Below are 20,325 nucleotides of genomic sequence, written 5' to 3' on the forward strand. Positions count from 1 at the left end.
GATCGTCATGGAAGGTACGGGACTTGGCGGGTGGCCTACGCTGGGCGGATGACCACCCCGGAAGCTGATCGGACCCCGCCCGAGCCCCCGGAGGGCTCCGCCGGAGCCCCTCCCCGCCCCGAGGAGCGTCTGGAGCGCGCCGTCATGGCCGCCGAGAAGGCGCTGATCGAGTTCGAGATCGCCGTGGAGACCTTCCGCGTCGAGATCGAGAACTTCTCCCGGCTGCACGAGCAGCGGCTCGGCCCGCTGTACGCGCGGCTGGAGGAGCTGGAAGCCCTGATCGCCGAGGCGCGCGCCGCCCGCACCGGTGACCCGGAGGACCTGCGCCGGGCCCAGGAGGCCCGGGCGCGCCTGACGCCCATCCCGGGTGTCGAGGAGCTGCTGCACGGCTGGATGGACGGGCAGGGGCTGTACCCGGAGTCGGTGGCGATGCTCACCGAGCGCAGTGTGCAGCCGCCGCCGCGGGTGCGGCCGGGCGAGGAGGCGCGCCGCCTCTACCGCGAGCTGGTCCGCGCGGCCCACCCGGACCTGGCGCAGGACGAGGGGGAGCGCAAGCGGCGTGACGAGTTCATCTCCCGGGTGAACGCGGCCTACGCGCTGGGTGACGAGTCGAAGCTGCTCGCGCTGCAGGAGGAGTGGGCGGCCGGGCCGGTGCCCGAGCGACGCCCCACCCCCGCCGACGAGCTGTACGACCGTCTCGAGTGGCTCGCGGCCCGCAAGGAGCTGCTGACCGAGCTGGCGGGCAAGCTGGAGGAGAGCGCCATCGCCTCCATGCTGCGGCTGGCGCCGGACGATCCGGACGGGCTGCTGGACGACATCGCGGGCAAGCTCGCCGGCGAGATCGCCGAGCGCGAGGCCGAGCTGGCGGCTCTGCACCAGGGATAGGGGTCACCGGGCGAGGGCGGTCGGTGCCGCCCGGCAGCGGGGACGGCTGGCCCGGGAAGCGGGGGCGGCGGGGCCGGGGACCTGGGACGGCCGGCCGGGGACCCGGGTGGCTGGGCAGAGACCGGGGGTGGCTGGCCCTGGGACGCGGGGCGGCCGGGCCGGGGACCCGGGGTGGCGGGGTGCGGTCGGGTAGCGTCGGGCGCATGAACTTTGGAGCTGGTGTGCCCACGGTGCAGGTCACGGATCTCGCGGACGGCGACTTCCTGCTGGACGTCCGCGAGGACGACGAGTGGCGGGCGGGCCACGCCGCCGGGGCGCTGCACATCCCGATGAGCGAGTTCGTGGCCCGTTACGGCGAGCTCACCGAGGCCGCGCCGCAGGACGGCCAGGTGAACGTGATCTGCCGCTCCGGCGGGCGGTCCGCGCAGGTGACCATGTACCTCGTGCAGCAGGGCGTCGACGCCGCGAACGTGGACGGCGGCATGGGCGCCTGGGCCGCCGCGGGACGGCCGGTGGTGGACGACGAGGGCAAGCCGGGACAGGTCGTCTGAGGCGTTTTGCGCCCGCACGCTGCCCGGTCGACCGTGCCTCGCGGGCCGTAGGGTGTCCACCGCTGTGGAAAACCCCGGAGCTCGTGGAGCCCTGTTGTCCACAAGGGTGTGCCGGGGCTGCCGGGACTCAGTACGGTGCGTGCGAAGGACCGGAACGGGCGAGACGGGGCGCGAATGGAAGCACACGAGGGCGGGTCTCCACCCGAGGAGACACATCCCCCGACCGGAGTGGCCGCGCTGGGCCTCCCCTGCCGGATCGCCGCGGCCTTCGCGCTGGCGGCGGTGGCGGGTGTCGCCTGCGTGCACCTGGGCATGGTCTTCCTGCACCTCGCCCCGTCGAACACCCTGAGCAAGCAGCACGCCGAGGCCATCGACCGCTGGGTCTACCCCGAGTTCGAGCAGAACTGGAAGCTCTTCGCCCCCAACCCGCTGCAGCAGAACATCGCGGTGCAGGTCCGGGCGGAGATACGCACCGAGGACGGTCGCACCCGCTCGGTGGGCTGGACCGACCTCTCCGCGGAGGACGGCCGTGCCATCGACGGCAATCCGGCCCCCAGCCACACCCAGCAGAACGAACTCCGCCGCGCCTGGGACTTCTTCACCTCTTCGCACGACGAGGAGAACCGCCCGGTGGGCTCGCGTGGCCGGATCTCCGAGGAGTACCTGCGGCGCATCGTGGTGATGCGGCTGGGCCGCGCCCACGGGGCCGAGGTCGAGCGGATACAGATACGGTCACGGACCCTGCAGGTGCAGCCGCCCGCCTGGAGCGGTGAGAAGGCGTCGGCCGAACCGCGCTACCGGGTGCTGCCCTGGTGGCTCGTACCCGACGAGTCGGACGCCGCCGCCGGGGAGTCCGGAGGTTCCGCCGGGTTCGCCGCGTCCGGCAGGGCCCGGGGAGGCGCCCGGTGAATCGTTCGGCGATCGCCCTGGGGAAGCTGGTCTCGAAGGTCACCGACTCCGCGCTCGGTCCGTACCAGAGCGCGGTGATACGCATAGGCTTCGCGGCCACCTGGCTGCTCTTCCTGCTCCGTGAGTTCCCCCACCGGCACGAGCTGTACGGGCCCGACAGCCCGTGGAGCTGGGAGCTCGGGGAGCGGCTGGTGTCGGACAACGGGGCCTTCACCGTGCTGCTGTGGACCGACTCGGAGCTCTGGTTCGAGGTCGTCTACGTCTTCGCCGTCCTGGCGAGCCTGCTGCTGGCGGTGGGCTGGCGCACCCGCGCCGTGTCCGTCTTCTTCATGGTGGGCGTGCTCTCGCTGCAGAACCGCAGCGTCTTCATGGGCGACGGCGGCGACAACGTGATCCACCTGATGGCCGTCTACCTGGTGTTCACCCGGTGCGGTCAGGTCTGGTCGCTGGACGCCCGCCGGGCACGGCGACGGGAAGCGGCCGGCGGCGAACAGGAGCGCGCCGACGTCGTGGGACCCGTCCTGTGGGCCCTCTCGGCGGGAGGGCTGCTCGCGGTGTCGCTGAGCGGTACCACCACCCCCGATCCGTTCGTCCCGGTGCTGCTGTGGACGGTGTGGGCCGCGCTCGGTGCGTGGTGGCTGGTGGGACGGGTCGCCCCGCGCTCCGACGCGCGTGCCCTCTTCGACGTGGTGGGCAACATCGTCCACAACACCGCATTGTTGGTGATCATGGCCGAGGCGTGCCTGATCTACGCCACGGCGGGCTGGTACAAGATTCAGGGTTCGCGCTGGCAGGACGGCACGGCGCTGCACTATCCGCTGCACCTGGACTACTTCTCCCCGTGGCCGGGCCTGGCGGACCTGCTGGCGTCCAACGCCACGATGGTCATGCTGATCACCTACGGCACGGTGGCCGTGCAGGTGGCCTTCCCGTTCACCCTCTTCAACCGCAGGGTGAAGAACGTCCTGCTCGCCCTGATGATCACGGAGCACCTGGCGATCGCGGTCGTGCTGGGCCTGCCGTTCTTCTCGATGGCGATGATCGTGGCCGACTCGGTGTTCCTGCCGACCACCTTCCTGCGGCGGGTGGGCGACGCCGCCGGACGGCTGACCGGACGGTTCCGCCCGGACGGCCAGAGCGGCCTCGCGTCGGCCACGGCGCCGGCCGGGACGGGACCGGGCGCGACCGGTTCCGCGTGGGTGCCCGCCCAGGGCGGCCCGGGGTGGGCCGCGGAGAGGGCGAAGCACGGTGGGGAGCCCGGGGCGGCTGCCCCCGGCGCTGTCGCCGGGACCGCCGCCGAAGCCGAGGCCGAAGCGGAGGCCGAGACCGGGGCCGCAGGCACCGACGCGGGCGGGGCGGGTTCCCATGGCAGCGAGACCTCCGGCACCGGCGCCTCCGGGGGCGGAAGCACCCGTCCGTGAGGGACGTCTCCGGGGGCGGGAGTGCCCGGACGTGAGGGACGCCTCCGGGGCGGGAGTCCCCGGCCGTGCGGGATGCCTGGCCGCGGAAGTGATCGGGAGGGGCCGGGCCGCCTAGGCTTCGGTCCGTGACCGCCTTCCCCGACATCACGCGTGCCTGGCGCTCCCTAGCCGACGGCGCCGTCCTCCTGGACGGGTTCCACGCGCTCAAGCACGCCCTCCGCTTCGGGGCCGCCGTGCCGCTGGCCGTCGCGACGGACCGGGCCGCGACGCTCGCCCTCGCCGAGGAGCTGGCCCCGGACGTGGGCGCAGTGCTGGACGGGCTGCTGACCGAGGTGGACGAGGCGGCCTACCGGCAGCTGGTCCCCCGCCCTCACCCCACCGGGGTCGCGGCGCTGGCCGAGCGCCCGGACCGTGAGGCGGCGCTGCGGACCCTGGACGCGCTCCCCCGCACCGCTCCCGTCGTCGTGCTGGACCAGCCCCGCAACCTCGGCAACGCCGGGGCGGTGGTCCGGCTGGCGGCAGGGTTCGGTGCGACCGGCGTGGTCACCACGGGGCCGCTCGACCCCTGGCACCCCAACGTGGTGCGCGGCGGGGCGGGGCTGCACTTCGCGACCGTCGTGGAGCGGCTGGACGTGCCGGATCTCCCGCCCGGGCCGGTGTTCGCCCTGGACGCGGAGGGCGAGGACATCCGCGGGGTCCGGCTGCCGGACGACGCCGTGTTGGCCTTCGGGTCCGAACGCAGCGGGCTCACGCCCGAGCTGCGCGACAGGGCCGACCGGCTGCTGTCCCTGCCGATGCGCCCGCAGGTGTCCAGCTACAACCTGGCGACCAGCGTGGCGATGACGCTCTACCACTGGAGCTCGCAGTCCCCCGCCGGCGCCCCGGCGGCGACCGGGACACCCGCGGAGGACTGACAGGCGCCGGTCACGCCTCCCGGCGGACCTCCACCGTGCGGAAGCGGTTGGCGACGAAGGCGGCGTCGCACAGCGCCGCGTTGGCCGCCGGGTTGCCGCCCGAGCCGTGGAAGTCGGAGAAGGCGGCCGTCTGGTTCACGAAGACCCCGCCGGTCAGGTTGAGGGAGAGCTGGGCGCACTCCTCCAGGCAGACCTCCTCGACGGCCTGCTCCACCTCGGCGTTCGTGGTCCAGGCGGCGACCGTCATCGCGCCCTTCTCACGGACCGTGCGTCGCAGCAGCTCCACGGCGTCGGCGGCCGAGTCGACGGCGACGGCGAAGGAGACGGGGCCGAAGCACTCCTCCAGGTAGGCCGGGTCCTCCTCGGACTTGGCGGCGTCGAGCCGGACCATGACCGGCGTGCGCACGACCGCGTCGGGGAAGTCCGGGTGGGCCACCTCGCGGGAGGGGAGCACGACCTCGCCCAGCTCGGCGGCCGCATCCAGCCGCGCCTTCACGTCCGGGTTGACGATCGCGCCGAGCAGCCCGGCCGCCCGGGCGTCGTCGCCCAGCAGCTTGGAGACGGCGGCGGCCAGGTCGGCCGTCACCTCGTCGAAGGTGCGGTGGCCCTGGTCGGTGTCGATGCCGTCCCGGGGGATCAGGAGGTTCTGCGGGGTGGTGCACATCTGGCCGCTGTACAGGGAGAGGGAGAAGGCCAGGTTGGAGAGCATGCCGCGGTAGTCGGCGGCCGACTCGATCACCACCGTGTTGACACCGGCCTTCTCGGTGTAGACCTGCGCCTGGCGGGCGGTGGTCTCCAACCAGTCGCCGAAGGACGTGGAGCCGGTGTAGTCGATGATGCGGATCTCCGGGCGCACCGCCAGCGTCTTCGCCAGGCCCTCGCCCGGCCGCTCGGCGGCCAGCGCGACCAGGTTCGGCTCGAAGCCGGCCTCGGCGAGCACCTCGCGCGCGATCCGGACGGTGAGGGCCAGCGGCAGCACGGCCCGCGGATGCGGCTTGACCAGGACCGGGTTGCCGGTGGCCAGCGAGGCGAAGAGGCCCGGGAAGCCGTTCCAGGTGGGGAAGGTGTTGCAGCCGATCATCAGCGCGACGCCGCGCGGGACGGCCGTGAACTCCTTGGTGAGCCGCAGCGGGTCGCGCTTGCCCTGCGGCTTGCTCCAGTCCGCGGTCTCCGGGACCCGGGTCTGCTCCTGGTAGGCGTACGCGACCGCCTCCAGGCCGCGGTCCTGCGCGTGCGGTCCGCCGGCCTGCAGGGCCATGACGAAGGCCTGGCCGCTGGTGTGCATGACCGCGTGCGCGAACTCGTGGGTGCGGGCGTTGATCCGCCGGAGGATCTCGAGGCAGACCAGGGCCCGCAGCCGGGGGCCGGCCTCACGCCAGCCGCGCATGCCCGAGCGCATCGCCGGGAGCAGCACGTCGATGTCCGGGTGGGGGTAGGTGACGCCCAGCTCGATGCCGTAGGGGGACACCTCGCCGCCGACCAGTTCGTCGGTGCCCGGCTGGTCCAGCTCGAAGGGACGGCCCAGCAGCGCCTGGAAGGCGGCCTGGCCCTCCTCGGCGGACTGCGTGCCATTCTCCCCGTAGGCCTTGGGGTGCTCGGGGTGGGGTGACCAATAGGCGCGGGTCGTGATCGCCTCCAGCGCCTGGTCCAGCGTGGCCTGGTGGCGGTCGGTCAGCTCGGCGGCGGTCAGGCCGCCGTCGGCGGACGGGGACGTGGCGGGGACGTGCGCGGTCGGTGCGGTGGCCATGGGTGGACCCACCTCCTCCTCGGACCGGCTCCTCGTCGAACCGGCACGCTGGGCAGGAACAGAAGGACAGGGCTAGAGTAACCGAACGATCGGTCGGGACAAGGGGGTCCGCCGCGCCTGTGGAAAACCCCGTGCGGGAGGATCGCGTTCATGACAGCACTCGACCTGAAAAGCCCCGTGGCAGTAGTCGGTACCGGCACCATGGGCCAGGGCATCGCCCAGGTCGCTCTGGTCGCCGGACACCCCGTTCGGCTTTACGACGCCGCCCCCGGCCGGGCCGGCGAGGCCGCGGCCGCGATCGTCGCCCGCCTGGACCGGCTCGTCGAGAAGGACCGTCTCACCGCCGCCGACCGCGACGCCGCCCGGGAGCGGCTGACGCCTGCCGGCGCCCTCTCCGACCTGGCCGGATGCGGCGTGGTGGTGGAGGCGGTCCTGGAGCGCCTCGACGTCAAGCAGCAGCTGTTCCGCGAGCTCGAGGAGGTGGTCGGCGAGGACTGCCTGCTGGCCACCAACACCTCCTCCCTCTCCGTCACGGCCATCGGCGGCGCTCTGCGCCTGCCCGGCCGGTTCCTCGGACTGCACTTCTTCAACCCGGCGCCGCTGATGCCGCTGGTCGAGGTCGTCTCCGGCTTCGCCACCGACCCCGAGGCCGCGGACCGGGCGCTGGAGACGGTGCGCGCCTGGGGCAGGACCCCGGTCTCCTGCGCCGACCAGCCCGGCTTCGTCGTCAACCGGATCGCCCGGCCGTTCTACGCGGAGGCCTTCGAGCTGTACGAGCTCGGCGCCGCGGACCCGGCCACCATCGACGCGGTGCTGCGCGAGAGCGGCGGCTTCCGGATGGGGGCCTTCGAGCTCACCGATCTGATCGGCCAGGACGTCAACGAGGCGGTCACCCGCTCGGTGTGGGAGTCCTTCTTCCAGGACGTGCGCTTCCGGCCCTCGCTCGCCCAGCGCCGTCTGGTCGAGTCCGGACGGCTCGGGCGCAAGTCCGGTCACGGCTGGTTCCCCTACGGGGGTGAAGAGGGCGCGGGGCGGCCGGAGCCGCACACCGCCGCCCCGGAGCAGGCGCCCGGCCACGTCACTCTGCTGGGTGACCTGGGTCCCGCGTCGGGCCTCGTCGAGCTGATCCGTGAATCCGGCATCGACCTGCGTGTCGAGGACGAGGGCTTCGCCGCGGAGGGCGAGGAGAAGGGCCGTCTGGTGCTGCCGGGCGGCGGCACGCTGGTCCTGGCGGACGGGGAGACGGTCGGGGAGTACGGGCCCGACCTGGTCTCCTTCGACCTCGCGCTGGACTACCGGGCGGCCACCCGGATCGCGCTGGCGGCCTCCCCGGTCACCTCGCCGGAGACCCTCGCCGAGGCGGTGGGCCTGTTCCAGGCGCTGGGCAAGAAGGTCAGCGTCGTGGGCGACGTTCCCGGCATGATCGTCGCGCGCACGGTCGCCCGGATCATCGACCTCGCCTTCGACGCGGTGGCGCGCGGCGTGGCCGGCGAGGAGGACGTCGACACCGCCATGCGGCTGGGCGTCAACTACCCCCTGGGTCCCTTCGAGTGGAGCCGCCGGCTCGGCGACGACTGGGCCTACGGCGTCCTGGACGCGGTGCACGAGCGGGAACCGTCCGGCCGCTGCGCCCCGTCCCTGGCGTTGCTGCGGCACGCCTTCGCCGCGGCGAAGTGACGGGGGGAGCCGCTGCCATGACCACGCCCAAGCGTGACACCTACACGCCGGACTCACTGCTCCAGGTGGCCGTCCAGGTGTTCAACGAGCGCGGATACGACGGCACGTCGATGGAGCACCTGGCCAAGGCGGCAGGGATCTCCAAGTCGTCCATCTACCACCATGTCTCGGGCAAGGAGGAACTTCTCCGGCGTGCGGTGAGCCGGGCGCTCGAAGGACTCTTCGGCATCCTCGACGAGCCGCCGGCCAAGGAGGGCGGCGCGGCAGGCCGCCTGGAGTACGTGGTGCGGCGGATGGTCGAGGTGCTGATCGCGGAGCTGCCCTACGTGACGTTGCTGCTGAGGGTGCGCGGCAACACCGGCACCGAGCGGTGGGCGCTGGAGCGGCGGCGCGAGTTCGACCACCGGGTCGCGGACCTGCTGAAGAACGCCGCGGCGGAGGGCGACGTACGGGGTGACGTCGAGGTGCGCCTGGCCACCCGCCTGGTGTTCGGCATGATCAACTCGATCGTCGAGTGGTACCGCCCCGACGGTGGCACGGGCGCCCGCCGTGAGATCGCCGACGCGGTGGTCAAGCTGGTCCTCACGGGCCTGCGGGGCTGACGGCAGGCTCGCCGGATGTGGCTCAGACCGGGCTGCCCGCGGCGCCGGCGTTGCCCGGAACGCTCCGGCTGCCCGGGACCTCCCGGCTGCCCGGGACGTCCGGGGCGTCCGCACGCCTCGGGCCGTCCGTGCCGTCGGGGATCTCGATGTCCTCCACCTCGAAGACCAGCAGGGTCCGGGTCGAGAGCACCTCCGGCATGGAGTGCAGCCGGGTCAGCACCAGCTCGCGCAGCGCCCGGTTGTCGGGGGCGTGCACCAGCATCAGCACGTCGAAGTCGCCTCCGACCAGGGCCAGGTGCGAGGCCCCTGGCAGGGCCCGCAGCTGCTCGCGCACCGTGCGCCAGGAGTTCTGGACGATTTTCAGCGTGATGTAGGCGGAGGTGCCCTGACCGGCCCGTTCGTGGTCGATCCGGGCGCCGAAGCCGCGGATCACGCCGTCCTCGATCAGCCGGTTGATCCGCGCGTAGGCGTTGGCCCGGGAGACGTGCACCCGCTCGGCCACCGACCGTATGGACGCGCGGCCGTCCTTCTGGAGCATTCCGAGGATGTCCTGGTCGATGGCGTCCAGCACCCTGGGAGGCGGCAGCGGGCGGGCGCCGGTGGGCGCCGGCACGACACCCTTCTCCGGGCCGTCGGCCATTTGTTCAGGTCGCATGCTTCCCCGCCTCCCTCCCCTGGACACCGTGCCTCCATCTCAGGCTGTGGAGAACCGTTTGTCCACAGGCTGACGCCGCCTGTAGCCAAAATTCGCCAACGACCGAACAATCGGTAGGTGAGGCGCGTCACACCCGGCGTCCTCGTAGCCACTCCCACGAGGAGGTGCCGTCATGACGGTGATGGAGCAGCGGGACACCTACCGCCCCGCCCCGCCGCCCGCCTGGCAGCCGCGCACGGACCCCGCGCCCCTGCTGCCCGACGCCGAGCCCTACCGCGTCCTCGGGACACCGGCCGCCGACGAGGCCGCCGCGGCCGATCCCGGCCTGCTGCGCCGCCTGTACGCCGAGGTGGTGCGCGGCCGCCGTTACAACGCCCAGGCCACCGCCCTGACCAAGCAGGGCCGCCTCGCCGTCTACCCGTCCAGCACCGGCCAGGAGGCCTGCGAGGTGGCCGCCGCCATGGTCCTCGCCGACCAGGACTGGCTCTTCCCCAGCTACCGGGACACCCTCGCCGTGGTCGGCCGCGGCGTCGACCCGGTGGAGGCGCTGACCCTGCTGCGCGGCGACCGGCACACCGGCTACGACCCCTACGCCCACCGGGTCGCCCCGCTGAGCACCCCGCTGGCCACCCAGCTGCCGCACGCGGTCGGGCTGGCCCACGCCGCCCGCCTGAAGGGCGACGACGTGGTCGCCCTCGCCATGATCGGCGACGGAGGCACCAGCGAGGGCGACTTCCACGAGGCGCTCAACTTCGCCGCCGTCTGGCGGGCCCCCGTCGTCTTCCTGGTCCAGAACAACGGCTTCGCCATCTCCGTCCCGCTGGCCAAGCAGTCAGCCGCCCCCTCCCTGGCCCACAAGGCCGTCGGGTACGGCATACCGGGCCGGCTGGTGGACGGGAACGACGCCGTCGCCGTCCACCAGGTCCTGAGCGAGGCCGTCCGGCACGCCCGGGAGGGCAACGGCCCGGTGCTGGTGGAGGCGATCACCTACCGTCTGGACGCCCACACCAACGCCGACGACGCGACCCGCTACCGGGAGTCCTCCGAGGTGGACGCCTGGCGTGACCACGACCCGGTGCTGCTGCTCGAGCGGGAGCTGACCGCGCGCGGCGTGCTGGACGAGGACGCGATCGGCGCGGTCCGCGAGGACGCCGAGGCGATGGCCGCCGACCTGCGGGCCCGGATGAACCAGGACCCCGAGATCGACCCCATGGAACTCTTCGCGCACGTCTACGCCGAGCCCACGCCCCAGCTGCTGGAGCAGCAGGCGATGCTCAGGGCCGAGCTGGAGGCTGAGGCGCACCCGCAGCAGGAAGGCACGGCCCGATGACCACCGGCACCTCTCTCGGCACTGCCGTCGACAGCGCCGTGGCGGTCCAGCAGACGGCCATGGCGCAGGCGCTCAACCGCGCGCTGCGGGACTCCATGGCCGAGGACCCGTCCGTCCATGTCCTGGGCGAGGACGTGGGCACCCTGGGCGGTGTCTTCCGGATCACCGACGGCCTCGCGGCCGAGTTCGGCGACCACCGGTGCACCGACACCCCGCTCGCCGAGGCGGGGATCCTCGGCACCGCCGTCGGCATGGCCATGTACGGCCTGCGGCCGGTGGTCGAGATGCAGTTCGACGCCTTCGCCTACCCGGCCTTCGAGCAGCTGATCTCGCACGTCGCGAAGATGCGCAACCGCACCCGCGGCGCGATGCCCCTGCCGATCACCGTGCGCGTCCCCTACGGCGGCGGCATAGGCGGCGTGGAGCACCACAGCGACTCCTCCGAGGCGTACTACATGGCGACGCCGGGTCTGCACGTGGTCACGCCGGCCACGGTGGCCGACGCCTACGGCATGCTGCGGCAGGCCATCGCCTCCGACGACCCGGTGGTGTTCCTCGAGCCCAAGCGGCTCTACTGGGGCAAGGACGCCTGGGACCCCCAGGACCCGGCACCGGTCGAGCCGATCGGCAAGGCCGTGGTCCGCCGGACCGGGCGCAGCGCCACGCTGATCACCTACGGCCCGTCGCTGCCGGTCTGCCTGGAGGCGGCGGAGGCGGCCCGGGCCGAGGGCTGGGACCTGGGCGTGGTCGACCTGCGGTCGCTGGTGCCGTTCGACGACGAGACGGTCTGCGCCGAGGTGCGGCGCACCGGCCGCGCGGTCGTGGTGCACGAGTCGGGCGGCTTCGGCGGACCGGGCGGGGAGATCGCCGCCCGGATCACCGAGCGCTGCTTCCACCATCTGGAGGCTCCCGTTCTCCGGGTCGCCGGATTCGACATCCCGTATCCTCCGCCGATGGCGGAGCGGCATCACCTGCCCGGCGTGGACCGGATTCTGGACGCGGTGGGACGGCTGCAGTGGGAGGCGGGCGACTGATGGCCGAGGTATTCGAGTTCAAGCTGCCGGACCTGGGCGAAGGGCTGACCGAGGCGCAGATCGTGCAGTGGATGGTCGAGGTGGGCGACGTGGTCGCCGTCGACCAGCCCGTCGTCGAGGTCGAGACGGCCAAGGCGATGGTGGAGGTGCCCTGCCCCTACGGCGGGGTCGTCACCGCGCGGTACGGCGAGGAAGGGGGGTCCCTTCCGGTGGGCGCCCCGCTGATCACGGTCGCGGTGGGCGCGGCCCCGGGCGACCTGTCCCTGGGCGAGACCGGCGCGGGTGTCTCCGGCACGGCGGCCGGCACGGTGAACGGCACGGCCGTCGAGGGCGCGGAGGGTTCCGGGAACGTGCTGGTCGGCTACGGCACCTCGGCGCCGCCGGCCCGCCGCCGCAGGGTTCCTCCGCCGTCCCCGGTCCGCGGCCGGCCGCGGCAGCCGTCGGAGTCCTCTCCGGCAGAGCCGGCCGGTTCGCGAGCGGCCGAGGCGCGATCCGGTCCGGTGGGTGCCGACTCGGCGCGGTCCTCCTCGCCGGAGGCCGCGGCGGCTGCCGCTCCCTCCTCCGTGAACGGCACGGCCGCTCCCGTCCGGGCGGGGCGGGCCGCGGACGGCGTGGGCGCCGCGTCCTCGCAGGACGGCCCGGTCCCGGTCATCTCCCCGCTGGTGCGACGCCTCGCCCGGGACAACGGCCTGGATCTGCGGGAGATCAACGGTTCCGGCCCCGAGGGTCTGATCCTGCGCGCCGACGTCGAGTACGCGCTGCGGGCCATGGCGTCCCGGGACCAGGCGCAGGACCACCGGGACACGGCCACCGTGTCCCCCCTGCGCCCGGTGGACGCGCCCGTGGCGGCCGATGCCGGCGAGACGCGGATCCCGCTGCGCGGACTGCTGGGCGCGGCGGCCGACAAGTTCACCCGGAGCCGGAGCGAGATACCGGACGCCACCTGCTGGGTGGACGCCGACGCCACGGAGCTGCTGAACGCCCGCGCGGCGATGAACGCCGGGCCGGGGCCGAAGATCTCGCTGATCGCCCTGCTGGCGAGGATCTGCGTCGCCGCCCTGGACCGCTTCCCGGAGCTCAACGCCACGGTCGACACCGAGGCGCGGGAGATCGTGCGGTTCGGGCAGGTGCACATCGGCTTCGCGGCGCAGACCCCGCGGGGGCTGGTGGTGCCCGTGGTCCGCGACGCCCACCGGCGCGACGCGGAGTCGCTGACCGGGGAGTTCTCGCGGCTCACCGAGTCGGCGCGGTCCGGCGGGCTGCGGCCCGCCGAGCTCTCCGGCTCGACCTTCACCCTCAACAACTACGGGGTGTTCGGCGTCGACGGTTCGACCCCGATCCTCAACCATCCCGAGGCGGCCATGCTGGGCGTGGGGCGCATCACGCCCAAGCCGTGGGTGCATCAGGGCGAGTTGGCGGTGCGTCACGTGACGCAGCTGTCGCTCACCTTCGACCACCGGGTCTGTGACGGCGGTACCGCGGGCGGTTTCCTGCGGTACGTGGCCGACTGCATCGAGCAGCCTGCGGTACTCCTGCGTTCCCTGTGATCGCGGCGCCCTCCATACTCGGGGGGTGATCGACCACAGCAGCTCCCCCGCCGTGCGGGGCGACGGGCACCACGGCTTCGACGCCGTGGTGCTCGCCGGCGGTGCCGCCCGCCGGCTGGGCGGCGCCGACAAGCCGGGTGTGCGGGTCGGCGGCCGGGCCCTGCTCGACCGGGTCCTGGCCGCCTGCTCCGACGCCGGGCGCACCGTCGTCGTGGCCGACCCCCGGTCGACCGGGCGGCCGGTGCGGTGGGCGCGGGAGGAGCCGCCCGGGGGCGGTCCGGTGGCCGCCCTGGCGGCGGGCCTCGAGCAGACCGCCGCCGACGTCGTCGTGGTCCTCTCCGCGGACCTCCCCTTCCTCGACGCCGCCACCGTCCACCGCCTCGTGAGCACGCTGACCACACCCCCGTCCGCCGCCCATGCCGCGGATACTGCCGCCCGGGTCACCGGGGCTGCACGCGCTGCGGATCGTGCCGCTCACGCCGCTGGGTCTGCTCATGCCGCAGACTCGGCCGCCGACGCCGCCAGGACTGCTCACGCTGCGGACACCGCCGCCGACGCCTCAACGGGCGCGGTCGCTAGGCCCGATCGTGCGGCGAGTGCCCGAGCTGCCGCTGCCGTGCCCGTTGTCGCCTCCGGTGACGACCTTGGCGCCGCTGATGCTGTGGGTGACCGTGCCGCGAGTGCTCAAGCTGCTGCCGGGTCCTTCACCCCCTCCGACACCTTGGGCGCCCCGGGTGCTGCCGACACCCGGAGGGCCGCCGGCGCCGCTGAGGGGGCCGAAGCCGCCAACGCCGGTTCCGCCGGTGCCTCCGACCCGGTTGGCCTCGCCGACCCGGCTGACCGCGCCGCACCGAGCGACCGCGCCCGTGGAACCGACCCCGCCCGTGATGGCGGCCCCGCCCGTGATGGCGGCCGCCGTGAAGGCGGCTCCGGCGTGGTCGTCCCCCCGGGCGACGGCAACGCCATGTGCGACGCCGTGCTGGTCGTGGACGGGGAAGGGCGGCGGCAGCCCTTGGTGGCGGCCTACCGGGCCGAGCCGCTGCGGCGCGTACTCGCGGCGGTCGCGGAGGCGAACGGTGGGCTCGACGGGCTGCCCCTGCGACGACTGACCGAGTCGCTTCGGGTCACACTCATCAGCGACCCCGCCGCGTCCTTCGACTGCGACACCTGGGACGACATCGACACCGCCCGCGCGCGTATCAGGGAGCATGAGCACGTGTTGGATGAATGGATCACCGCAGCCAAGGACGAGCTGGGCATCGACCTGGACGTCGACACCACCCTGCTCCTCGACCTCGCCCGCGACGCGGCGCACGGTGTCGCCCGCCCCGCGGCACCGCTGACCACGTTCCTGGTGGGTTACGCGGCCGGCCGTGCGGGCGGCGGTCCCGAGGAGGTTGCGGAGGCCACCCGCAAGGCCGTCGCCCTCGCCCTGCGCTGGGCCGACGAGGCCGCCGCCGCGAAGGGAGCCGCCTCGGACGCCGTCCCCGACGCCACCCCGGGCGCCGCTTCCGGCCCCGCCGCCGCACCGCGCAGCACCCCCGGCAGCGCCCCCGGCACCGCTGCCGACCCCGTGACGCCCGCGGACGCCGGATGACCGAGCCAGGCAACCCGGTGGGCCGCCTCCCCGTCGACGGCGGTTCCACCGAAGGTCTCGACGACCTCGACGGCTTCGACGACCTCGGCATCCAGGAGGCGCTGACCCTCGTCAACGAGGGCAGGACCGCAGGCGTGTTCGCCCCGGGACGTCCTCGGGCGGAGACCCTGGCGGCCTCGGAGACCCCGGCGGCCTCGGGCACCCCGAGCGCCCTGGACACCCCAGGTACCGCAGGAACCCCAGGTACCGCAGGAACCCCAGGAACCGCCCAGGCCCCGCAGGTCCTGCATACCCCGCAGACCCCGCCGGCCTCGGAGGGCAGCCGGGCCGGCCACCGGCACACCGGCCTGCCCTGGCGGCAGGCGCGTGCCGTGGCCGACCGGGCGGGCCGCGCCGCCCGTGCCGCGCGCCACCGTTCCCGCACGCCCGCCCAGGTGCCGCTCGACGCCGCGCTGGGCCGGGTGCTGGCCGCTCCGCTCACCGCGCTCACCGACCTGCCACCGTTCGACACCTCCGCCATGGACGGCTGGGCCGTCGCCGGCCCCGGCCCCTGGCAGGTGCGGGAGGACCAGGTCCTGGCCGGCGACTCGGAACCCGCGCCGCTGGCCGACGGCGAGGCGGCCCCCATCGCCACCGGCGCCCGTGTCCCCCGGGACACCACGGCGGTGCTGCGGACCGAGCACGGCCGCCCCGACCAGGCCGGCCGCCTGCACGCCCAGCGGGAGACCGGCTACGGCCAGGACATCCGCCTCCGCGGCCAGGAGTGCCGTTCGGGGGACCAGTTGCTGCCCGCCGGGACGCCTGTCACCCCGCCGGTCCTCGGCCTGGCCGCCGCGGCCGGGTACGACACGCTCGCCGTCGCTTCCCGGCCGTGCGTCGAGATCCTGGTCCTGGGCGACGAACTCCTTACCGCTGGGCGCCCGCGTGACGGGCTGATCCGGGACGCCCTCGGCCCTATGCTTCCGCCGTGGCTGCGGGTCCTCGGCGCGGAGGTCACCGCCGTCCGCCGTCTGGGCGACGACGCCGAGGCGCTGCGCCGCGCGGTCGTCGACAGCGAGGCCGACCTGATCGTCACCACCGGCGGCACCGCGGCCGGGCCGGTCGACCACGTCCACCCGATCCTGCACGCGACCGGCGCCGACCTCCTGGTGGACGGCGTCCAGGTCCGCCCCGGCCACCCCATGCTGCTGGCCCGGTTGGGGGACGGGCGCCACCTCGTTGGTCTGCCGGGCAACCCGCTGGCCGCCGTCTCCGGTCTGCTGACGCTCGCCCAGCCGCTGCTGCGTGCCCTAGGCGAGCATCCGGCGCCGGAGCCCTACGCCCTGCCGCTGGCCGAAGGAGTCCAGGGGCATCCGCACGACACCCGGCTGGTGCCGGTGGTGCTGCGCGCGGACCGGGCCCATCCGCTGCACTACACCGGCCCCGCCATGCTCCGCGGCATGGCGGCGGCCGACGCCCTCGCCGTGATCCCGCCGGGCGGGCTGCGGCCGGGAGACGAAAGCGAGCTCCTGGACCTCCCCTGGACGCTCGCCGGAACGGGAGTGTGTTTCACGTGAAACTGCCGGGACAGGACGCCATCGCCCGACAGGCGGGCGAACGTCTGGCCACCTACCGGGTGAAGCTGCCGCAGAAAGAGGTGCCGCACCCCCTGCGTCAGGTCGGCAAGCGTCTGCTGATGGCCCTGGCCGTGCTGGTGGCGACCGCGTTGGTGGTCTATCTGGACAGGGACGGTTACAACGACAACGCCGGCGGCGGGCTCGACCTGCTCGACAGCTTCTACTACGCCACCGTCACCCTCTCCACCACGGGTTACGGTGACGTCACCCCGGCCAGCGACAGCGCCCGGTTGACCAACATCCTCGTCATCACGCCCCTGCGCGTGGTGTTCCTGATCATTCTCGTCGGTACCACCCTCGAGGCGCTCACCGAGCGCACGCGGGAAGAACTGCGCCTGAACCGCTGGAGGCACACCTTGCGGGACCACACCGTCGTCGTCGGCTTCGGCACCAAGGGTCGCTCGGCCCTGCAGACGGTCTGCGCCTCGGGTGTCCCCGCGGAGCAGATCGTGGTGGTCGACCCCAGCGCCAAGGCGATCGACTCCGCCGCGGCCGAGGGCTACGCGGGCGTGGTGGGCGACGCCACCCGGAGCGACGTGCTGCTGCGCGCCGAGGCCCAGCGGGCACGTCAGATCATCATCGCCACCCAGCGTGACGACACCGCGGTGCTGGTCACGCTGACGGCCCGCCAGCTCAACCGGGGCGCCAAGATCGTGGCGGCGGTCCGCGAGGAGGAGAACGCGCCGCTGCTCCGGCAGTCGGGCGCCGACGCGGTGATCACCAGCGCGAGCGCCGCGGGCCGTCTGCTGGGTCTCTCGGTGCTGAGCCCTGCCGCCGGCATGGTGATGGAGGACCTCATCCAGCAGGGCAGCGGACTCGACATCGCCGAACGGCCGGTCATAAAGGCCGAGGTGGGCAAGAAGCCCCGCGAGCTGGACGACATGGTGATCAGCGTGGTGCGTGGCCACCGGGTACTCGGGTTCGACGACGCCTCGCTCGGCACGCTGCAGATCGCGGACCGGGTCATCTGCATCGTGCGTTCCTCGCAAGCACGTCAGGTCGCACCGGACATGCGGCCGTTGCCGCATCCGGACCGGCAGTCGGGGACCATCGACCGCCCCTGACGGTGGCGCGAAGGTGGCTTGAAGGTGGCCTGAGAGGGGCCTGCCGGCTGTTCGCCGCCGCTCGGTGGGTCGGGCGGCGGCATGCCTGGGGCTTCGCCCGGTGAGGGAGTAGCGTCGTTCGCATGTATGCGATCACGATTCCCGAGGCCGGCGGACCCGAGGCTCTGGTGTGGGCCGAGGTGCCGGATCCGGTGCCCGGAGAGGGCGAGGTCCTGGTCGAGGTGGTGGCGGCGGCGGTCAACCGCGCCGACCTGCTGCAGCGGCAGGGGTTCTACGACCCGCCTCCGGGCGCGTCCCCCTACCCCGGGCTGGAGTGCTCCGGCCGCATCGCCGCCCTCGGCCCGGGGGTGTCCGGGTGGAGCGTCGGCGACGAGGTGTGCGCGCTGCTGTCCGGCGGCGGTTACGCCGAGAAGGTGGCCGTCCCCGCCGGGCAGCTGCTGCCGGTGCCGGCGGGGGTGTCGCTGCGGGACGCGGCGGCGCTCCCCGAGGTGACGTGCACGGTCTGGTCGAACGTCTTCATGGTCGCCAACCTGCGCCCGGGCGAGACGCTGCTGGTGCACGGCGGGTCCAGCGGCATCGGCACGATGGCGATCCAGCTGGCCAAGGCGGTCGGCGCCAAGGTGGCGGTGACCGCGGGCACCCGGGAGAAGCTGGACCGCTGCGCCGAGCTCGGCGCGGACATCCTGATCAACTACCGCGAGCAGGACTTCGTCGAGGAGATCGCCAAGGCCACGGACGGCGCCGGGGCGGACGTCATCCTCGACAACATGGGAGCCAAGTACCTCGACCGCAACGTGCGGGCGCTGGCGGTCAACGGGCGTCTGGCGATCATCGGGATGCAGGGCGGCATCAAGGGCGAGCTGAACATCGCGATGCTGCTCAACAAGCGCGCGGCGGTCAGTGCGACCTCGCTGCGGGCGCGGCCGCTGAGCGAGAAGGCGGCGATCGTGGCGGCGGTGCGGGAGCACGTGTGGCCGCTGGTGGCCGACGGGCACGTGCGGCCGGTGGTCGACCGGGCCGTGCCGCTCGCCGAGGCGGGGAAGGGCCACCAGACCCTGGAGTCCAGCGACCACATCGGCAAGGTCCTTCTCCTCGCCCCCGCCGCGACCGCGTGACCGGTCCGCGGGTCATGACTGGCGCAGGCGGAGGGCCTGGAAGGTCAGGGCCAGGGCGAGGCCGGTGAGGATGAGGCCGACGCCGAGGGGGGCCGTGCTGCGCGTTCCGGAGCCGGTGCGTGCTGCGGCCTGGTCGCCGGACGGGCCGGCGTCGGCGACGTCGGGTGGGACCAGGGCGGGCGGCATGGAGCTCGGGACCGGTGGCGTGACGCCGGGAACACCCGCGCCCAGGGAGGCGGACGGCCCAGGGACCCACCAGGAGGGTGGGGGTACGGGGCCCTCGGAAGCGGACTCCTCCGGCGCCGGTTCCTCCAGCCCTGGCTCGTCCGGCCCCGGCTCGTCCGCCCCCGGCTCGTCCAGCCCCGGCTCGTCCAGCCCCTGCTCGTCCGGCGCGGGCTCCTCGGCTTCGACGGGTGGCTCCGGACGGTCCCCCGGGCGCGTGGCCGTCCCGGGCGGACGCGGCGGACGGCCGGGTCGTGTGGCCGCTCCGCTCGGGTGGCCGGGCCTCGTCGTGGCCCCGGGCGGGACGGGCGCCCCAGGAGAGACGGAGGAGCCCGGGGCCGTGCCCGACGCGGAGGCCGAACGGGTGGGACCCGGCGGAAGCGAGGACGGGACGGCGGACGGCGTCGGCGACGCACTGCGACCGGGCCGCTCCTGCCCGTCGCCCACCACGCTGCCCGCCCGTGACGGCGACGCGGCGCCCGGTGACGGCGTCCCCGGTGGCGTGGCCGCCATGACGACGGCCACGGCCGGCATGGGAATGAGGAGCCCGGGCAGGAGCAGTGCGGACGTGAGTGCCCGTCGGCCTTGGGTGGCCATACCGATGACCCCCTGCTGGGTCGGAGCCCGGATGCGACGGTCCCAGCCTCACACGCGGCCCTGACCGCGGCACCCCGGGACATCCGGACGGTGGATCAGCAGACTCATCGGGCAAGGACGGTATTGACCGTGTTGGGACAACAGGTGCGAGAGAATGGCGGCATGGAGATGCCGAGGAACGAGAGGTCGCCCGAGAACCCGCAGATCCTGGTCGTGGGCCAGGACGGCATGGCGCTCGGCGGAGGCGGGGACGACGAGTCCCGTGAGACACCCGTGACCGAGCAGGTGGAACAGCCTGCGAAGGTCATGAGGATCGGCAGCATGATCAAGCAGCTGCTGGAGGAGGTGCGTGCCGCTCCCCTCGACGAGGCGAGCCGGGTGCGCCTGAAGGAGATCCACGCCAGCTCGGTGAAGGAGCTGGAGGACGGGCTGGCCCCGCAGCTGGTCGAGGAGCTGGAGCGGCTCTCGCTGCCCTTCACCGACGAGGGCACGCCGAGCGACGCGGAACTGCGGATCGCCCAGGCCCAGCTGGTGGGCTGGCTGGAAGGGCTCTTCCACGGGATCCAGACCACGCTCTTCGCCCAGCAGATGGCCGCGCGGGCCCAGCTGGAGCAGATGCGGCGTGCGCTGCCGCCGGGTGTCGCCGGGGACGGGGACGACGCCCGCGCCACCGGCCGCTCGGGCGGCCCTTACCTGTGACCCGGGTGGCTGTGACCCGGCCCCTGCCTTGACCCGGGTCGGCCACACCTGACCGACTGCCCCGACGACCCCGCTCCGGACGGAGAGCCGGACGGAGCGGGAACGGGCCCGGAGCGGCGCACAAGGCGCTGCTCCGGGCCCGT

General features: G+C 73.9%; 17 protein-coding genes and 2 pseudogenes. 16 read left to right on the forward strand and 3 right to left on the reverse strand.

Annotated features, from left to right (window positions below; all coding sequences use genetic code 11):
• Positions 1-48 precede the first annotated feature (48 nt).
• From Sfr03f_RS25635 to Sfr03f_RS25655, 5 genes are all read left to right on the forward strand, one after another.
• Complete coding sequence (locus tag Sfr03f_RS25635) at positions 49-885, forward strand: hypothetical protein (RefSeq protein ID WP_108956529.1); 837 nt, start codon at positions 49-51, stop codon at positions 883-885.
• Positions 886-1,106: 221 nt separating this feature from the next.
• Positions 1,107-1,436, forward strand: a complete 330-nt coding sequence (locus Sfr03f_RS25640) for a rhodanese-like domain-containing protein (protein WP_108956531.1) — start codon at positions 1,107-1,109, stop codon at positions 1,434-1,436.
• 174 nt (positions 1,437-1,610) lie between these two features.
• The gene (locus Sfr03f_RS25645) at positions 1,611-2,345 is read left to right on the forward strand and encodes a DUF5819 family protein (RefSeq protein WP_174721650.1); all 735 of its coding nucleotides are present in this window, start codon (positions 1,611-1,613) and stop codon (positions 2,343-2,345) included.
• Positions 2,342-3,766: an HTTM domain-containing protein gene (locus Sfr03f_RS25650; protein WP_108956532.1), complete on the forward strand. Its 1,425-nt coding sequence runs from the start codon at positions 2,342-2,344 to the stop codon at positions 3,764-3,766. The genes Sfr03f_RS25645 and Sfr03f_RS25650 overlap by 4 nt, the downstream gene beginning before the upstream one ends.
• A 125-nt stretch (positions 3,767-3,891) precedes the next feature.
• The gene (locus Sfr03f_RS25655; RefSeq protein WP_108956534.1) at positions 3,892-4,680 is read left to right on the forward strand and encodes a TrmH family RNA methyltransferase; all 789 of its coding nucleotides are present in this window, start codon (positions 3,892-3,894) and stop codon (positions 4,678-4,680) included.
• Between the two features lie 10 nt (positions 4,681-4,690).
• Here Sfr03f_RS25655 and paaN read toward each other — a convergent pair whose 3' ends face one another.
• Positions 4,691-6,427: a phenylacetic acid degradation protein PaaN gene (gene paaN, locus Sfr03f_RS25660; RefSeq protein WP_108956536.1), complete on the reverse strand. Its 1,737-nt coding sequence runs from the start codon at positions 6,425-6,427 to the stop codon at positions 4,691-4,693.
• A 150-nt stretch (positions 6,428-6,577) separates the two neighbouring features.
• On the opposite strand from paaN, the gene Sfr03f_RS25665 reads away from it, so the two are divergent.
• Both Sfr03f_RS25665 and Sfr03f_RS25670 read left to right on the forward strand, forming a co-directional pair.
• The gene (locus Sfr03f_RS25665; protein ID WP_108956537.1) at positions 6,578-8,104 is read left to right on the forward strand and encodes a 3-hydroxyacyl-CoA dehydrogenase; all 1,527 of its coding nucleotides are present in this window, start codon (positions 6,578-6,580) and stop codon (positions 8,102-8,104) included.
• A gap of 17 nt (positions 8,105-8,121) precedes the next feature.
• Positions 8,122-8,706: a TetR/AcrR family transcriptional regulator gene (locus Sfr03f_RS25670; protein WP_108956539.1), complete on the forward strand. Its 585-nt coding sequence runs from the start codon at positions 8,122-8,124 to the stop codon at positions 8,704-8,706.
• Positions 8,707-8,848: 142 nt separating this feature from the next.
• On the opposite strand, the pseudogene Sfr03f_RS25675 reads toward Sfr03f_RS25670, so the two are convergent.
• Positions 8,849-9,346: pseudogene (locus Sfr03f_RS25675) on the reverse strand (Lrp/AsnC family transcriptional regulator); the annotation flags it as partial.
• A 187-nt stretch (positions 9,347-9,533) separates the two neighbouring features.
• Here Sfr03f_RS25675 and pdhA point away from each other — a divergent pair.
• The 8 genes and pseudogenes from pdhA to Sfr03f_RS25715 all read left to right on the forward strand — a co-directional run bounded on the left by pdhA (position 9,534) and on the right by Sfr03f_RS25715 (position 18,664).
• Positions 9,534-10,691, forward strand: coding sequence for a pyruvate dehydrogenase (acetyl-transferring) E1 component subunit alpha (gene pdhA / locus Sfr03f_RS25680; RefSeq protein ID WP_108956542.1), 1,158 nt, complete (start codon positions 9,534-9,536; stop codon positions 10,689-10,691).
• Positions 10,688-11,725 (forward strand): alpha-ketoacid dehydrogenase subunit beta, encoded by a 1,038-nt coding sequence (locus Sfr03f_RS25685; protein ID WP_108956543.1) that lies wholly within the window; start codon positions 10,688-10,690, stop codon positions 11,723-11,725. The genes pdhA and Sfr03f_RS25685 overlap by 4 nt, the downstream gene beginning before the upstream one ends.
• Positions 11,725-13,272 carry a dihydrolipoamide acetyltransferase family protein gene (locus Sfr03f_RS25690; RefSeq protein WP_108956544.1) on the forward strand — a complete coding sequence of 516 codons (1,548 nt, stop codon included), beginning with the start codon at positions 11,725-11,727 and terminating at the stop codon, positions 13,270-13,272. The genes Sfr03f_RS25685 and Sfr03f_RS25690 overlap by 1 nt, the downstream gene beginning before the upstream one ends.
• An 88-nt stretch (positions 13,273-13,360) precedes the next feature.
• A pseudogene (locus tag Sfr03f_RS25695) lies at positions 13,361-13,666 on the forward strand (NTP transferase domain-containing protein); the annotation flags it as partial.
• Positions 13,667-13,888: 222 nt separating this feature from the next.
• On the forward strand, positions 13,889-14,869 hold the full coding sequence (locus Sfr03f_RS31385) for a DUF6457 domain-containing protein (protein WP_245967769.1): 981 nt from the start codon (positions 13,889-13,891) through the stop codon (positions 14,867-14,869).
• A complete protein-coding gene (locus Sfr03f_RS25705; RefSeq protein ID WP_108956545.1) occupies positions 14,866-16,425 on the forward strand; it encodes a molybdopterin molybdotransferase MoeA in 1,560 nt (519 codons plus the stop codon). Before Sfr03f_RS31385 ends, Sfr03f_RS25705 begins: the two co-directional genes overlap by 4 nt.
• Positions 16,422-17,549 (forward strand): potassium channel family protein, encoded by a 1,128-nt coding sequence (locus Sfr03f_RS25710; protein ID WP_108956546.1) that lies wholly within the window; start codon positions 16,422-16,424, stop codon positions 17,547-17,549. The genes Sfr03f_RS25705 and Sfr03f_RS25710 overlap by 4 nt, the downstream gene beginning before the upstream one ends.
• A gap of 122 nt (positions 17,550-17,671) precedes the next feature.
• The gene (locus Sfr03f_RS25715) at positions 17,672-18,664 is read left to right on the forward strand and encodes an NAD(P)H-quinone oxidoreductase (RefSeq protein WP_108956547.1); all 993 of its coding nucleotides are present in this window, start codon (positions 17,672-17,674) and stop codon (positions 18,662-18,664) included.
• A 12-nt stretch (positions 18,665-18,676) separates the two neighbouring features.
• Here Sfr03f_RS25715 and Sfr03f_RS30395 read toward each other — a convergent pair whose 3' ends face one another.
• Positions 18,677-18,850, reverse strand: a complete 174-nt coding sequence (locus Sfr03f_RS30395; protein WP_159105732.1) for a hypothetical protein — start codon at positions 18,848-18,850, stop codon at positions 18,677-18,679.
• A 795-nt stretch (positions 18,851-19,645) separates the two neighbouring features.
• On the opposite strand from Sfr03f_RS30395, the gene Sfr03f_RS25720 reads away from it, so the two are divergent.
• The gene (locus tag Sfr03f_RS25720; RefSeq protein ID WP_108956548.1) at positions 19,646-20,182 is read left to right on the forward strand and encodes a bacterial proteasome activator family protein; all 537 of its coding nucleotides are present in this window, start codon (positions 19,646-19,648) and stop codon (positions 20,180-20,182) included.
• Positions 20,183-20,325: the final 143 nt, after the last annotated feature.

Origin of the sequence: Streptomyces fragilis (assembly GCF_003112515.1) — a bacterium.
Classification (GTDB): Bacteria; Actinomycetota; Actinomycetes; order Streptomycetales; family Streptomycetaceae; genus Streptomyces; species Streptomyces fragilis.

What these genes read in the sequence shown, in the direction of transcription:
- Sfr03f_RS25635 (WP_108956529.1), top strand. Translation starts at nt 49, where the DNA reads ATGACCACCCCGGAAGCTGATCGGACCCCGCCCGAGCCCCCGGAGGGC.
- Sfr03f_RS25645 (WP_174721650.1), top strand. Translation starts at nt 1,611, where the DNA reads ATGGAAGCACACGAGGGCGGGTCTCCACCCGAGGAGACACATCCCCCG.
- paaN (WP_108956536.1), bottom strand. Translation starts at nt 6,427, where the DNA reads ATGGCCACCGCACCGACCGCGCACGTCCCCGCCACGTCCCCGTCCGCC.
- Sfr03f_RS25665 (WP_108956537.1), top strand. Translation starts at nt 6,578, where the DNA reads ATGACAGCACTCGACCTGAAAAGCCCCGTGGCAGTAGTCGGTACCGGC.
- Sfr03f_RS25670 (WP_108956539.1), top strand. Translation starts at nt 8,122, where the DNA reads ATGACCACGCCCAAGCGTGACACCTACACGCCGGACTCACTGCTCCAG.
- pdhA (WP_108956542.1), top strand. Translation starts at nt 9,534, where the DNA reads ATGACGGTGATGGAGCAGCGGGACACCTACCGCCCCGCCCCGCCGCCC.
- Sfr03f_RS25685 (WP_108956543.1), top strand. Translation starts at nt 10,688, where the DNA reads ATGACCACCGGCACCTCTCTCGGCACTGCCGTCGACAGCGCCGTGGCG.
- Sfr03f_RS25690 (WP_108956544.1), top strand. Translation starts at nt 11,725, where the DNA reads ATGGCCGAGGTATTCGAGTTCAAGCTGCCGGACCTGGGCGAAGGGCTG.
- Sfr03f_RS25705 (WP_108956545.1), top strand. Translation starts at nt 14,866, where the DNA reads ATGACCGAGCCAGGCAACCCGGTGGGCCGCCTCCCCGTCGACGGCGGT.
- Sfr03f_RS25715 (WP_108956547.1), top strand. Translation starts at nt 17,672, where the DNA reads ATGTATGCGATCACGATTCCCGAGGCCGGCGGACCCGAGGCTCTGGTG.
- Sfr03f_RS30395 (WP_159105732.1), bottom strand. Translation starts at nt 18,850, where the DNA reads ATGCCGCCCGCCCTGGTCCCACCCGACGTCGCCGACGCCGGCCCGTCC.
- Sfr03f_RS25720 (WP_108956548.1), top strand. Translation starts at nt 19,646, where the DNA reads ATGGAGATGCCGAGGAACGAGAGGTCGCCCGAGAACCCGCAGATCCTG.